Source organism: Bisgaardia hudsonensis (assembly GCF_004345785.1).
GTDB classification, from domain to species: Bacteria; Pseudomonadota; Gammaproteobacteria; order Enterobacterales; family Pasteurellaceae; genus Bisgaardia; species Bisgaardia hudsonensis.
Map to the genome: position 1 here is coordinate 125,524 of NZ_SLXI01000002.1, position 12,976 is coordinate 138,499.

The 12,976-nt window shown below is 30.3% G+C and carries 12 protein-coding genes, 1 tRNA gene, 1 pseudogene and 1 CRISPR repeat array (1 of these 15 cut by a window edge); of the genes and pseudogenes, 1 reads left to right on the forward strand and 13 read right to left on the reverse strand.

Annotated features, from left to right (window positions below):
- Positions 1–1,297: direct repeats of the CRISPR family, unit length 37 nt; unit sequence GTCTTAATCCCTTTCGTACAGGGCGGTGTCTTTCGAC (it extends 303 nt beyond the left edge of the window).
- A gap of 177 nt (positions 1,298–1,474) precedes the next feature.
- The 12 genes and pseudogenes from cas2 (EV697_RS03225) to cas10 form a co-directional block, all read right to left on the reverse strand.
- Entirely contained in the window at positions 1,475–1,747 is a 273-nt protein-coding gene (gene cas2 / locus EV697_RS03225; RefSeq protein WP_132022572.1) for a CRISPR-associated endonuclease Cas2, read from the reverse strand.
- Positions 1,748–1,764: 17 nt separating this feature from the next.
- Positions 1,765–2,838 carry a CRISPR-associated endonuclease Cas1 gene (gene cas1, locus EV697_RS03230; RefSeq protein ID WP_132022574.1) on the reverse strand — a complete coding sequence of 358 codons (1,074 nt, stop codon included), beginning with the start codon at positions 2,836–2,838 and terminating at the stop codon, positions 1,765–1,767.
- Between the two features lie 9 nt (positions 2,839–2,847).
- Positions 2,848–3,129, reverse strand: a complete 282-nt coding sequence (gene cas2, locus EV697_RS03235; RefSeq protein ID WP_132022576.1) for a CRISPR-associated endonuclease Cas2 — start codon at positions 3,127–3,129, stop codon at positions 2,848–2,850.
- Between the two features lie 185 nt (positions 3,130–3,314).
- The gene (locus tag EV697_RS03240) at positions 3,315–4,505 is read right to left on the reverse strand and encodes a Card1-like endonuclease domain-containing protein (protein WP_132022578.1); all 1,191 of its coding nucleotides are present in this window, start codon (positions 4,503–4,505) and stop codon (positions 3,315–3,317) included.
- A 16-nt stretch (positions 4,506–4,521) separates the two neighbouring features.
- On the reverse strand, positions 4,522–4,719 hold the full coding sequence (gene csx16, locus EV697_RS03245; RefSeq protein WP_424945010.1) for a CRISPR-associated protein Csx16: 198 nt from the start codon (positions 4,717–4,719) through the stop codon (positions 4,522–4,524).
- The gene (locus tag EV697_RS10060) at positions 4,716–4,811 is read right to left on the reverse strand and encodes a CRISPR-associated protein Csx16 (protein WP_250645947.1); all 96 of its coding nucleotides are present in this window, start codon (positions 4,809–4,811) and stop codon (positions 4,716–4,718) included. The genes csx16 and EV697_RS10060 overlap by 4 nt, the downstream gene beginning before the upstream one ends.
- Before the next feature lie 59 nt (positions 4,812–4,870).
- Complete coding sequence (gene cas6 / locus EV697_RS03250; protein ID WP_132022581.1) at positions 4,871–5,794, reverse strand: CRISPR system precrRNA processing endoribonuclease RAMP protein Cas6; 924 nt, start codon at positions 5,792–5,794, stop codon at positions 4,871–4,873.
- Positions 5,794–7,431: an RAMP superfamily CRISPR-associated protein gene (locus EV697_RS03255; protein ID WP_132022583.1), complete on the reverse strand. Its 1,638-nt coding sequence runs from the start codon at positions 7,429–7,431 to the stop codon at positions 5,794–5,796. Before EV697_RS03255 ends, cas6 begins: the two co-directional genes overlap by 1 nt.
- An 8-nt stretch (positions 7,432–7,439) precedes the next feature.
- Positions 7,440–8,366, reverse strand: coding sequence for a type III-A CRISPR-associated RAMP protein Csm4 (gene csm4 / locus EV697_RS03260; protein WP_132022586.1), 927 nt, complete (start codon positions 8,364–8,366; stop codon positions 7,440–7,442).
- A 12-nt stretch (positions 8,367–8,378) separates the two neighbouring features.
- Positions 8,379–9,077: a type III-A CRISPR-associated RAMP protein Csm3 gene (csm3, locus tag EV697_RS03265; RefSeq protein WP_132022589.1), complete on the reverse strand. Its 699-nt coding sequence runs from the start codon at positions 9,075–9,077 to the stop codon at positions 8,379–8,381.
- An 18-nt stretch (positions 9,078–9,095) separates the two neighbouring features.
- Positions 9,096–9,503, reverse strand: coding sequence for a type III-A CRISPR-associated protein Csm2 (csm2, locus tag EV697_RS03270; protein WP_132022592.1), 408 nt, complete (start codon positions 9,501–9,503; stop codon positions 9,096–9,098).
- Between the two features lie 10 nt (positions 9,504–9,513).
- Positions 9,514–11,829 (reverse strand): annotated as a pseudogene (gene cas10, locus EV697_RS03275) (type III-A CRISPR-associated protein Cas10/Csm1); the annotation flags it as partial.
- Between the two features lie 270 nt (positions 11,830–12,099).
- Between cas10 and EV697_RS03280 the strand changes: the two are divergent.
- A complete protein-coding gene (locus EV697_RS03280; RefSeq protein ID WP_132022598.1) occupies positions 12,100–12,405 on the forward strand; it encodes a hypothetical protein in 306 nt (101 codons plus the stop codon).
- Positions 12,406–12,572: 167 nt separating this feature from the next.
- On the opposite strand, the gene EV697_RS03285 is transcribed toward EV697_RS03280, so the two are convergent.
- Positions 12,573–12,649, reverse strand: a tRNA-Val gene (locus tag EV697_RS03285).
- Between the last annotated feature and the right edge of the window lie 327 nt (positions 12,650–12,976).

Consider the following 12,976-nt stretch of genomic DNA (forward strand, 5'->3'; position numbering starts at 1 on the left):
CGTACAGGGCGGCGTCTTTCGACGTACACCCTCAGGCGCAGCCACCGGTGAAAAAGTCTTAATCCCTTTCGTACAGGGCGGTGTCTTTCGACACTATTGCTAGTCGGTGTTTACGAGGAATCACGTCTTAATCCCTTTCGTACAGGGCGGTGTCTTTCGACATTAATCGCTACGATGACTCCGATATGCCTGGCGGGTCTTAATCCCTTTCGTACAGGGCGGTGTCTTTCGACGCAAACAATTAAGCAAGAATTGAGGTAAAAAGTCTTAATCCCTTTCGTACAGGGCGGTGTCTTTCGACTAAGTTTAGTGAAGAAAAATACCGCCAATTACATGAGTCTTAATCCCTTTCGTACAGGGCGGTGTCTTTCGACACGAAAATGCAACAGTATCAGAAATAATAGAGCCGTCTTAATCCCTTTCGTACAGGGCGGTGTCTTTCGACTTTGAAGCTTTTGAGAAGCTACATAATAAACTTGTCTTAATCCCTTTCGTACAGGGCGGTGTCTTTCGACAAAGCTCAGCCTGAGGATTTTGTGCCGGAAGAGTCTTAATCCCTTTCGTACAGGGCGGTGTCTTTCGACAAGACAGTATTGTAAAACAAATGGACGAGTTTGTGTCTTAATCCCTTTCGTACAGGGCGGTGTCTTTCGACTTAACTACAATCCCCGGATTTGAAACCCCAACTTCGTCTTAATCCCTTTCGTACAGGGCGGTGTCTTTCGACAGTACAACAGGCACAAAGTAAAAAACTACCAACAAGTCTTAATCCCTTTCGTACAGGGCGGTGTCTTTCGACATGGCGAAATGCGGTATTAAATTCTGTACCGATGTCTTAATCCCTTTCGTACAGGGCGGTGTCTTTCGACAAAGTGAACGACAAGTAGGGTATGGTGTATATTCAATGTCTTAATCCCTTTCGTACAGGGCGGTGTCTTTCGACAGAAAAATTACTATTGATTCCGGTGCCGAAGTGTGTCTTAATCCCTTTCGTACAGGGCGGTGTCTTTCGACCTAAAAAATAGGAGAAAAACTATGACGTTTCATCAGTCTTAATCCCTTTCGTACAGGGCGGTGTCTTTCGACGTTAAGCTTGCTTATACCATTGCACTAACCTGGTCTTAATCCCTTTCGTACAGGGCGGTGTCTTTCGACACGAAACTAAGGGAGATTATAATTTAGCTAATCAGTCTTAATCCCTTTCGTACAGGGCGGTGTCTTTCGACATTAACCCAGCACCAGCTGCAACTATTGCAATAAGTCTTAATCCCTTTCGTACAGGGCGGTGTCTTTCGACTGCAGATAGTTATATTTTGTTTGTTTTTTAATGGGTTAGCTAAGACTTTCCCAAAATTTTTGTACCAATGATTCGTTGGGTATTGAATTGATTTAAAAATAAACAATCTAATGATCTACTGCTTGTTTTATGTAGTATATTTTACCTTATTTTAAATAAAGATACGATATAATTTTGTTATGTTAAAGCTGTCCAAATAATGCCTTCTGGTAAAATTGGTTTACCTATTTTCCATTGATTTGAGTTTTTAGAAAGCGGATAAATTCGTAAATCATCTTCTTTTTTATTTAGAATAGTTAAGATAGTTTTTAAGCATTCTTGGAGTTTATGTTGATCGCCTTCAAACAAAAAAACACTATATTGGATAGGAGTCGCATATTTTTGCATGCGTCGGTGTATTTTTTGTAAGCGTTTTTCATCTGAGATATCATAGCCAATTAAATATTGCATTTTTATTCCTTGATGAATTAAAAATTAAATTGAATATTACTTAACATGGTTTGTTGATTAAAGTAATAGGTTTCTATACGTTGAGTAATGATTTCTTCTAATTGTATTTTATCAATTTCTGATTGTTGGATTAGACGACGCTGCGGAAGTGCGGTCAGATTTATTCCTTTTAATATATTAACTAAATCGTAACAATTTTCTGTAAGTATCTTTCGCCAAGTTACAATGATTTTTTCATATTCTTGATAGAAATTTATTCGTCCAGTCTTACCTAAAAAACAACCTTCTTGGGTGTTCGAAAAGTGTTCTTTTCTTAATATTTCTTGGTGAAAACAACCAAGTATCCAATTATCGACGAGTGGACGAAGTGGTTCAATTAAATCACAGGCAAGGGATTCTCTGCTGTAATTTATACTATGATAAAAGCCAATATAAGGATCAAGCCCCGCACCATAAGCTACTAATATAGCTTCACTATGTAATAGGGTATAAGTTAATGAAAGAACCGCATTAAAGGGATCTTTTGGTGGTCTTCGATTACGTCCTTCAAATCCAAGAGATGGTGGCAAGTAGCTGCTTAACGCAGAAAAATAAACAGCTGCTGCTTTTCCTTCTATACCCCTTAACTCAGCAAGAGTATTTTGGGTGGCAATTTTTTCCATTAATGCTTTCAATTCAGTCGCTTTCATTGTGAGAATATATCTTTTTTCTGGTTTATGTTCTGCTGCTTGATATAACCAAATTTTTTGTGTGTTTATTTTTAGATTAATTAAACTTTTTGCAAAGTTTAAGCAAAATATTTCATTGTAAGCTAGATCATATTGAGTAAAGCGACGTATTACATCGTTGTGAGGCTGGCTTAAAAAAAGTGTCGGTGTATTTTTTCTACCTTTTAGAAAAATAATTCCGATATTTTTTTCACCCAATTTGGCTAGGAGTGAAGCTTTCAAGGTTACATCTCCCCTAAGATAAATATGATCAATTGGAGCTAAGGGGATCGTACCTACTCGCTCATTATTTTCGTAGCAAACTAAAGTTTCACCACTTAGTCTTAATTCTATTCCTTTGCGATCGATATATAAACTAGACATATTTTACCTCTAAATTATTAAAAAAGGTTGTGTTGATTGTAGTTTAGCCTTTCCATATAAAATGGGGGTTGTGTCCTTATTTAATTGAAAAATAAATATCTTATCATCGGCTTCTTCAATAAGTGCGGTAATATTTTCTTTAAGTTCTTTAAATTCTCGTTCATTTAACCAACATTCATAAAAGGATTTTTGTCCTCCTATTGCATAAGCATTCACTTTTTTATGTATTTTATATAGCCGTTTAGGATCGGATATATCGTATGTAATAAGGTAACGAGTTCTATATTTCATAAACATTATTGGAATATAAAGTGTGATTAAGTTTTTTATATTAGCTTTTTTAAGATAATTCGTATTAATATCTTATAGACTCTAATTTGTAGATATAAAAGATCACTATGAACTGTTCATAATTAAAATATATATTTATTTTATAAGCAGTGCTTAAGATAGAATGGAGAAAAATTTAATGTTGTTTATTTTAGTCCAATCCATTTCTGTAGTTCATTTTCTAAATTATTTATTTCATTTCCTTGGATAATTTTAATCCTTAAATGGTCAGCTTTATTTTTTACTACTTGTGATACTTCAGAATAGGTTACTAAACAAGTTTTAGTCATTAATCCCCCATAATTTTTTAGTGCATGTAGCTTATAAAGAATTTTATCTGCTGTATCTCCTTTAATCTTCCCCGTTTTACATTCAATAATATGTAGGCAGTTTTTGGTAATAAATACAATATCAAATTCATTTTTCTTTCCTAGATTATCTGAATGATCTTCTTCTTCGTCTTTGTTATATTCAGGGTATTTTATGGTGATATTACAATCAATGATTTTTTCTATTTCTTCTATGTTGTCACTATTTAAAAGACTTTTTGTTTTATCATAGATATAGAGCTCTAACCAACCACCTTTTATAAAGCTTATTATTTGGTCATTTTTAAAATTTATTATTTTATCTTGATTATATTCTATCAAATTATTTTTATTTAACTTTACTAGTAATTTTTCAATATCATTTATTTTTTCATCTTGTTCATTTATTTTTACTTTATATTTATTTTCTTTTTTATTATTTTTTACCTTAGAAGCATAAGAATTTAATTTGGGAATTAATTCCTTGTATTTTTTATATTCTTGAATAAAACATTCAATTTCAGGAATATTTATTTGTACTTTTTCCTTTGAAGTGCTTCTATTAATCTTAAAACCATAAGAGGAAAAATAAATTTCAAGATCATTTCTAGTTTGTAATTTTTCAGATCGATATTGGTTATTTTCTTTAGAAACAAAAATAATTTCATTATTACTTGTATTAAGATAAAAGATAGGTTTCTTTATGGCATCAAATATTTTAACACCTATAATAGACATTAATTTGGTACCACCAGTTGCATTTAAAGCAATATTTTTTTCCTTATATTTTTCTATTATTGTTAAAAAATTTTTTTCTAATAAGTCTAAGTTAAACTCATTCTCTAAATATTCAATAATGACCGTAATGCCTTTATCCTTAAAAGCACTTTTGAGATATTCAGCTTTTTTTTCTCTTGATTTAGAAACTAAAAAAATAGCTTCTTTAGGTTTAAAATTATTATCCAAAATAGGTAGTAAATTAGCAGCTGCTTGATCAGATACAAGGCAAAAGTGAATGTCAAATTTCATAATTCTCTCCTTGAGATTAAAGTTTTTGAATATAATATGGTTGAATACTACAACCTTGTTGTACAAGTTGTTCGCTCGTTAGCTCTTGACCACGTTGTTCTTGCGATACATTAACAGAGAGAAAATAAAATGTTGCTTTCTTGGCACAAACTTGTTCTGCAATATGAATAGGCAGTGTGCCTATGACAATATCTCCAGCTTGAATGTCATTTATATCAAGATGTTTTTCAAAAGATCTATTTGGATATTTTGTTGTTTTATCCAGTCGATAGCTCCTTGATGTCTTGATATAAACCACACAGTCATTTTTTTCTCCTATAAATAAGTGCGGTTATTTTACTAATGATTTTTTATATAAATTATTTTTACAAATTTGTAATTCTGTATTTTCCTAGCCCAAAGGTTGCATTTTTTCCACAATGTAGCCATTGACCGATATAGAGTAATGTTACCCATTGTGTTGGTACATTATCTAATTCCCATTGACCGACTACGCCACCAAGAGTCATTTTTTGATTTTGCCTTGAGGAATATCTTGTCCAATCTTGCCAGCTTAATGATTTTTTATCTTTAATTTCAGATATTGAAGCAATCAAATCCTCAAAATTGAGATTGAGTGGTTGATGATGAAATTCACTAACAAGCGAAATTCTTTTCGCTAAACTAATTAAAAAGCGTGGTAGTGTAATTGTATTTGGTCTTAAAGGCTTCCCATTTTCTTGTAATCGTAATGGTGTTTCAATGTTTAAAATAAGTTTTGTTGGTAATATTGTAGGTAATGTAATTTGTGATGAATGATCTTGTATATTGCCATTAATTAAAATACCTTGGTAAGTATTAGTATTTTGTAAATTCACTGCAATATCCATCAAATTCGCTTTTCCACCAGCTATGTTGTATTCAAAGGCACGTTTGAAAGCAAAGGCAATTAAAGGCAGTTGTTCGATTAATTTACCAAATAATACTAAATTAAATGATATCATCTCGTTTATTTGATATTGTTTATGTCCCCAATCTGGCGGTTCAATAATATAGCCATTAGGTACTTGGTTAAATTGCTGTATTTGATGTGTTTCAGGTGCAGGAGTTTCAAATATATTTGTATAAGGACAAGTGCGATATAATGCACATTCCTTACAATTATCTTCCTTTGTCATACAACTAATTTTACGCAATGCACGACCAAATACACCACGGATTGTAGAACCTGAATATTCAGGCAACTCAAATGGTTGAGTTACCTGAAATGTTAATTGATAACGAGCGATTGGTAATGATGAAATATTCATTAAATACTATCCAATTTTGTAAGTAGTTTTTCTAGTTCTTTTTTATTTACTTTTATAGTGATATCAATTTTAGATTTTAATAATTCCATTGTAATATTTTCTTTTAAATAAGATTTATCAGCATTAGACCAAGAATGAATAGCATCTTTCATAATATTTAAACTTTCTTGTAATAATGGGGAACCATTTCTATCTATTTGACGTTCTTTTACTTTTTCAATTTTTTCTTTAAGATGAATAACCGTTTTTTGATTTTCAGTCGCTGAGTTTAATCGATCTTGCTTTTGTTGTTCTTCAACTTGGCGTTGCTTTTCTAATTCTAGACGTTTTTGTTCTTCTTGTTTTTGTGTTATGTATTGTTTTTGTAATTTTGTTTTAGGTTGTTTATCGCACCATTCTTTTAAAAGAATATTATCAGATGAATTATCATTATTATCCAACTCAAGTATAGCCCAGCCGAAAGGTTGAATATTAGAATTTTGCTTTTGGGATTCTGAGGCAAGCCAATATGTATTTGATTCGGTCTTAATTTCATCAATTCTTTTACCATTTTTATTGCTTATCATTACTGATATTTTACGTAATTTTTTATTTTGATAAACTTTAGATTCAGCACCATTTTTACCTAATCGGATTAGTGCTATATCATTATTTGAAAGTAATAGTTTTATACGTTCCATGTAGTCTTTAGAAATAATATTATTCTTAATTAAATGATCACATTCACTTTCAAATATAGGTTTATAAAAACTATTTAATAAATTAAAAAGCTTTGATATTTCTAATGAATTTTTCTCATTACCTTTTAATAAGGTTATACTACTAGAAAAAGCTCTATATTGCCCAGGAATAATTACTTCATAACGATTAGAAAGATTTTGAAAGAGAGATTTTTTATTTTCTTTTAACTCTTTTCTTACATTAATAGAGTATAAAATTTTTGAGAAAACTTTATCTATAGGAATAAAATCAGATATTTTGATATTTTGAGTGAGTATTTTTTCTGAATTATTTTCGAGATTATTGAAATCACCTATATAACTCTTCCAAAGTTCAGTGGATAAATCAAAATTATTCTCTTTCTCTTTCTCTTTCTCTTTCTCTTTCTCTTTCTCTTTCTCTTTCTCTAGTAATTCGGTGATATCAATGAGATTTGAAATATTTATTTCATTCAGAATTGTTGTTATCAATGAACCTTTTACGCTACTACCTGGAATATAAGTTTGTTTTTGATAAGGTAAATAGGCATGTTTAGATAGGAACATTTTGTTGAATACATTTCTATCCTTTTTAAGTACTTTCTCAATCCATTCTTTAGTTAGTATATCGCTTGCTTCAATTTTTAAATGTGCAATTTTTTTTATTTTTTGTACGATGGTATGATTTTGTGAAAAAAAATCATTTATTTTAAAAAGAATTTCATTATTTTTATTATATAAACTCTCATTATTGAGGATATCTAGTAAATCATTATTTTCTTTTTCAGAAAGATTTAATTTACTAGGATCAAAGTGATATAGCATATTTTCACTTGAATCTATAATATAATTTGTGGGTTCAAAATCTTCGCCACAACCAATATGAATTGGACTGAGTGGTGTTAAGAAAATTTTATAAGTCTGCATAAATTTTTGCATAAATAATCCTATTTATTTTCAAATTCAATAGTTAATGGAAGCACTGGTGCATATCCTTGATGTACGGCATCATTTTGTGAATAGGAAATATTTTTTAAGCCATTCCCTAAAAAAGTCTTATTTTCCCATTGTTTAGGTGTAAATACTGCTCCCGTTTTTGCAAGTAGAATTGGTTTTTTAAACGGGTTATTACTTAATGCCTTAATATCACCGTGTCGTCCAAATCGAGTAGTAATTTGATAAAAACTAAATTCTTTATTCAAATTTAGATTGGCAGGACTACAGTTCGCAAGAGTGAGATAAGCATTTTCCGTATTTTGATGATACTCAAAAGATTCTGTGTTTGTTACACTAAATTTACCTAGCCCAATAGAGGCATCTCTTCCAAAACCATATTTCCCAATATTTTCTAATAATGAGTTAATTTCTTCCGAACTTATACGATTTTCGTCAAAAACAATGTAAAGATCGAGAGTAGTATTTGGCTTATACCAAATTTCATCTTGACTATATGGTGCAAACATTCCAGTTCCAGTGGTATTGTTTTGTCGATCTAACGTATTATGAAGATGACTATGTATTTCTTTTTGCATTATTTCATTTTCAGCTTTAGCATTTTGTTGCCATAGCTCAATAGATTGTTTAGTACATTCAATTTCAATCCATTGTTTCTTTTTTAGTTTTTTTCTATCTTGTTCTTCTCCAACTTTCCAATATTTAGAAGGTAAAGTTGGTAGAGGAAGATAATTATGTGGCATTGCATCGGACACCACCATAAATGGCTGATTTGTATCATAGCCATTTAATAAATTATTTAAATGGCTTTCTCCTTTGGTATGTACAATAGCCCAACATAGTTGTCCAAATAAACTATCTCCAACTAGTGGTGTTCCAAAGGCAGTTAATGTTTGAATAGTGAAACGATGGGTTTTCATTCCGCCTTCTCCTTATTCAAATGGTTTAATTGTACTAATATCTTTATTTTCACCATTTATTGTTAAATTTTGGAATTCAACTTTACCATAACCACGAGAACCACTTCCGCCCAAACTATCAAGTTCAAGTAAACGTAATCCTTTTAGTGTGAGATCAAGTAATTCTGGCTTATCATTTTCAAATTGTCGTAATGTAAGTTTAAAATCAAATTTAGTTCCAGCTGGCACTCGTTCTGTTTGTCTTGGGTTTCCTGCAGTCGAAGTGATGCGATCGATAGTATTTTCACTTTTGGCTTCTGTTGCGGAAAGATTTTCATCTTCCAGTTGTTTTTTCCAATCTTCTGATAATTCACAATCCCAAAATGCAAGGCGAGAAACACCAATTTCAGTAACCTCTTCATCCTGATTTTTAGTATCACCACTGATTCCAAATAAACGTAGAATATCTTTAACTGATTCTGGATCTCTTGCTGTTTTGGCTTGTGCTAAACTAAGTGGTTCTTTTTTGACTTCGCCTGTTCGCCATTCTAATAAAGTTCTAATTTTTCCTTTCAAACTTGATCCGGGTATATAAGGTTGTTGTGTAATAGGATTTTTTATTACGCCATTATCAATACCACCAATGTGCATTTCACTGTCGCCAGCACCAATATGTAAACCTGTTTTTAATACCAATGTTGCTTTAATTTCTACAATATTTGTTAATTTCATTTTAAATTCTCCTTTATTCTATTTATTAGCTTCATAAAGTTTGCAATAACCCATTACAGCTTCCATAAAGAGTTTGGCATCTCTCAGTGTTTCTGGTGAATTGATTTGATCGATACATTTATTAAAAATTTGACGAAATTGCTCATCAACGTATTCTCTGCTTTCAGCATAAGCTACCTTTGCTTTTAACATTTTTATAAATGGAATTAATTCATTGTATTTATTCTCTTTACCTTTTTTATCTTTACTTTGTTGTACTTTTTCATTCCACATGGAAAGCTCATCATAAAACTTGCGTAATTGAGTTGTTTTATTATATTTTCCTTTACGCATCTTAATTTTTTCAGCTGATTTTTCTGCAATATCTGAAAAAATATTTTCAGATTTATTTGAACCAAATTTTATTTTTTCTATTATGTTATACATAGTTTTCCCCTTAATATTCACGTTTTTGATAAAAATAATTAAATAATGGAATAGTGAATTTACCTTTATATTTTTCAATACCAAGGTCACCAAATGATTTTATGATTTGTGTAAGAGCAAGATCCTTTTTCTCCTTTGGTAATTTATCCAATACATAGCGAGCGGTACGATAATAAAAACGGCTACGCCACATTGTATTTTCAATATTGTTATTGGTATTCTCTGCTTGTTTAGATAACCGAATTAAAGAATATAGGTATGACGTTGAGATATTGTAGTCATTTGCTAATCGGTTGATTTCTAGCTCTAATTCATTAAGTTTATGCCAATCAGCCCATTTAATTGATTGTTGATAAATAGTAACGGCGTTTTTTCCTTCTACTTTTTTTGCTTTTTCTAAAGCGTCTTCTGCTTGTTGACCTAGACGAGGGATAGGAATCCCTACTTTCGTCATTACCATTCCAATAGAAAAATGAATATCTGTATTATGAGCAACATAACGAGTAAATTCTTTTTGCATATCCGTAGCCAGTTTTTGGATTGAGTACCAAGGACCAATTAAAAAGAAATCATCTCCACCTGCGAATACAGTGTAAGTATTCGGAAAATTCTCAGCACAATAGGCAGGAAGCCATAAACTAAAAAAGAAATTCATTTGACGAGAAAGTGCGGTCGTTTTTGCAAGATTATTTTTCATTAATCCCTTTTGGAAAATTGTACCTAAATTATCAATATCACCTTTTAGAGTCATTAATGCTATTTGACCGATATAATTTTGATTGTTATCAGGTTTTCTATCCTCACAGGCTAGGTAATCGAAGGTTTTTATTTGATTCTCATTATAATTTTTATTTTCTTCTTCAATATTTTTGTATTTATTATCATCTGTAATACCATTTTCTTTAAATTTTGGAATGTAGGCGTTAATATAGCGTTTTGCATAGCCATTCCAATTTGGTTTATTTAAATTTTGTGGTATTGAAATATCCCAAAAACGATGAATTTGTTGGTATTCTGTGACTTTTCCAAAATTACTGGCCGATTCTTTTTTGTCTTTATCTTTTTCTGAGAAAGAAATACCAAAACCAAAAATATTCATTTCAAGCGATTGAGTTTGGTTATTTTTATAAATTTCACTATCATAGTCTGAAACAATAATGTAATCGTTTTTAACTAATAATTCACCGATTTTAATTTGATCATTCGATATTGATGAGCGATTATTTTTTACAGAAGGAAAGTAATGATTTAATTCACAAATACCTTTTGAATAATCAACATTTAATACAGTTTGTTCATTTTCTGTAAGGTATAAGCGTTGTAATTTTGTTTCTTCTAATTTTTCATATAAGGTGTTTAATAATTGATTAAATTTATTGCCATTCGAAAGTTGATCGTTTTGTACTACTTGCGTTGCGATGTCAATACCTGCTAATCCATAGGTATTGGTAATAAACCATTGGTTTAATTCTTTTTGTACGCTAGTTAGTTGTGAATGTATAAAATCATTATTGGGTGCAATGATTAAAAATTTACCAGCAGCATTCATTATTTGGCTTGTACTCGGTAAATTACAGGCTTCCAAAAGTTTTAAAGCTGCAAGTTCAGTAAATAGGGATACTTGGAATGAGCGTCCTCTTAATAATTTAGCTGAATTTTTATTGGTTTGGCTCCCCCCTGAAAAAATAAAATTTTGTATTCCAAAGAAATCACCTTGTATTAATAATATCTCTTTTTTTTCATTAGGATATGCTAAAGCTATAGCAATAGCGGTAATCGTTTTATAATGATCATAGAGTGAAATATCTTCGGCAAATTCACTAGGGAGTTGACTTGTGAAACATTGTAATGCGGTATCAAAATGATCCAACCATACTAATAAATTAGAACGATGTGAAGTTGGAATATCTTTTAATCCTTCTAAGAATGCTTCCCATAGCTTTAATTTTTCTTCTTTTATGTCGATATTTTGATTATTTATTGGAAAGATTGCTGTTGGCGTTGTTTGGTTTATTGGATAAAAATAGGAAGGTTTAGTTACTGAAGGTGTTTGTTTTAAGTGAATATTTTCAAACAAAGAAAAAAGTTCTGAACTTGAATGATTATTGTGTTGATTATTACCTAAAGCAATTTGATTAGCTTCAGTCAATATATCTTCTATATTTTTAGGATGTAAGGCTGTGTTTAATTCAGATGGCAAATAGTCATTAATTTTTTCTAATTCTTCTTTATCTGGGGCGAATATTTCAAGTCCTTTATAAAAACAAGCGAAGGCGATTTGATGAATTTCTTTTGTTGAGAAATGTTGAGTCATTAATTGATACCTCTTTAAAAATTTTGAGAAAGTATATCAAGGCAGTAAAAAATAAATAAAAATTACAAATTTGTAATTTTATTAGTTTTTTGATTATATCAATTAAAGAAAAAAGATAAATTAGTAATTTAATCTATTAACTAATTGAGTAGTTTTATATTGAAAAATGTGATGAAAATCATAAAAATAGAAGTGAATAATTGCATTGTTTGGATATTGACTAATTATTATGATGTTATCTTTTGATTGATATTAGATATAATAAATCAATGAGGGCAAAATATGTTTAAATTTATTATTGATGTTTTTATTACGGGGATAAAAATTGATCTAATAATTCTATTGTTTTTCTTATTTATTATTGGTTTAGGTATTAGTTTTTTTCTTATTCTAACAAATAGAAATGGTATTTATTATGTTTTAATTTGGTTGGTTTCAATTATTATTTATTCTGTTTACCTCATTATAAAGAAATCAAAGAAAATAAATTATGAAAAGAAATCAATGACAGAAACAGAATTATGGGTTGAGAAGGAATTACAAAGACCGATCATTCAAAAAATTTTAAATAAAAAAGAAGATAAATAGGGCATATTTGTTTGGAATATTTAAGTTATTTCTTTAAAAGCAGATATATGAAAATTTAGTTTATTTAGTATGATACAAAATGGCATAAGCCGAATGTTAAGTAATATTTTAATTGTATGTAAAAAAAGGGATATTGAGGTAATTTAACAGTGTTTGAAAGGATTAAATGGTGCGACCGGGTGGACTCGAACCACTGACCCCCACCATGTCAAGGTGGTGCTCTAACCAACTGAGCTACGGTCGCTAAGTGCGGTGCATAATATCTATTTTTTTTTATCAAGACAAGTTATTTTTTCCTGTTAAAATCTGTTTGTTATAAATTTAGACAGTCTATTGAATAATTTATAGTATTTTTAATCTTTTTTTATCATTTGTGATATCGATCTAATCCTATTTTCAGGTATAATACGCAAGATTTTCAAGGTTTTGGCATTTCTTTATCTTTATCGGTTTATTTTATCGTGTTTAATTACTCCTTTTAGGGTATGTTGTTGTATTTTTTTGTTGTGGATGAAAGTGGATAAGGATAAGTAAGTTTGAATTTTGAATGTGTTTATATATTTAAGTAATT

Bases quoted from the DNA above. Each gene is read 5' to 3' on its own strand.
- EV697_RS10060 (WP_250645947.1), bottom strand. From the start codon at position 4,811: ATGACTGTGTGGTTTATATCAAGACATCAAGGAGCTATCGACTGGATA.
- cas1 (WP_132022574.1), bottom strand. From the start codon at position 2,838: ATGTCTAGTTTATATATCGATCGCAAAGGAATAGAATTAAGACTAAGT.
- csm4 (WP_132022586.1), bottom strand. From the start codon at position 8,366: ATGAAAACCCATCGTTTCACTATTCAAACATTAACTGCCTTTGGAACA.
- EV697_RS03255 (WP_132022583.1), bottom strand. From the start codon at position 7,431: ATGCAAAAATTTATGCAGACTTATAAAATTTTCTTAACACCACTCAGT.
- csm3 (WP_132022589.1), bottom strand. From the start codon at position 9,077: ATGAAATTAACAAATATTGTAGAAATTAAAGCAACATTGGTATTAAAA.
- cas2 (WP_132022572.1), bottom strand. From the start codon at position 1,747: ATGCAATATTTAATTGGCTATGATATCTCAGATGAAAAACGCTTACAA.
- cas2 (WP_132022576.1), bottom strand. From the start codon at position 3,129: ATGAAATATAGAACTCGTTACCTTATTACATACGATATATCCGATCCT.
- EV697_RS03280 (WP_132022598.1), top strand. From the start codon at position 12,100: ATGTTTAAATTTATTATTGATGTTTTTATTACGGGGATAAAAATTGAT.
- csm2 (WP_132022592.1), bottom strand. From the start codon at position 9,503: ATGTATAACATAATAGAAAAAATAAAATTTGGTTCAAATAAATCTGAA.
- EV697_RS03240 (WP_132022578.1), bottom strand. From the start codon at position 4,505: ATGAAATTTGACATTCACTTTTGCCTTGTATCTGATCAAGCAGCTGCT.
- cas6 (WP_132022581.1), bottom strand. From the start codon at position 5,794: ATGAATATTTCATCATTACCAATCGCTCGTTATCAATTAACATTTCAG.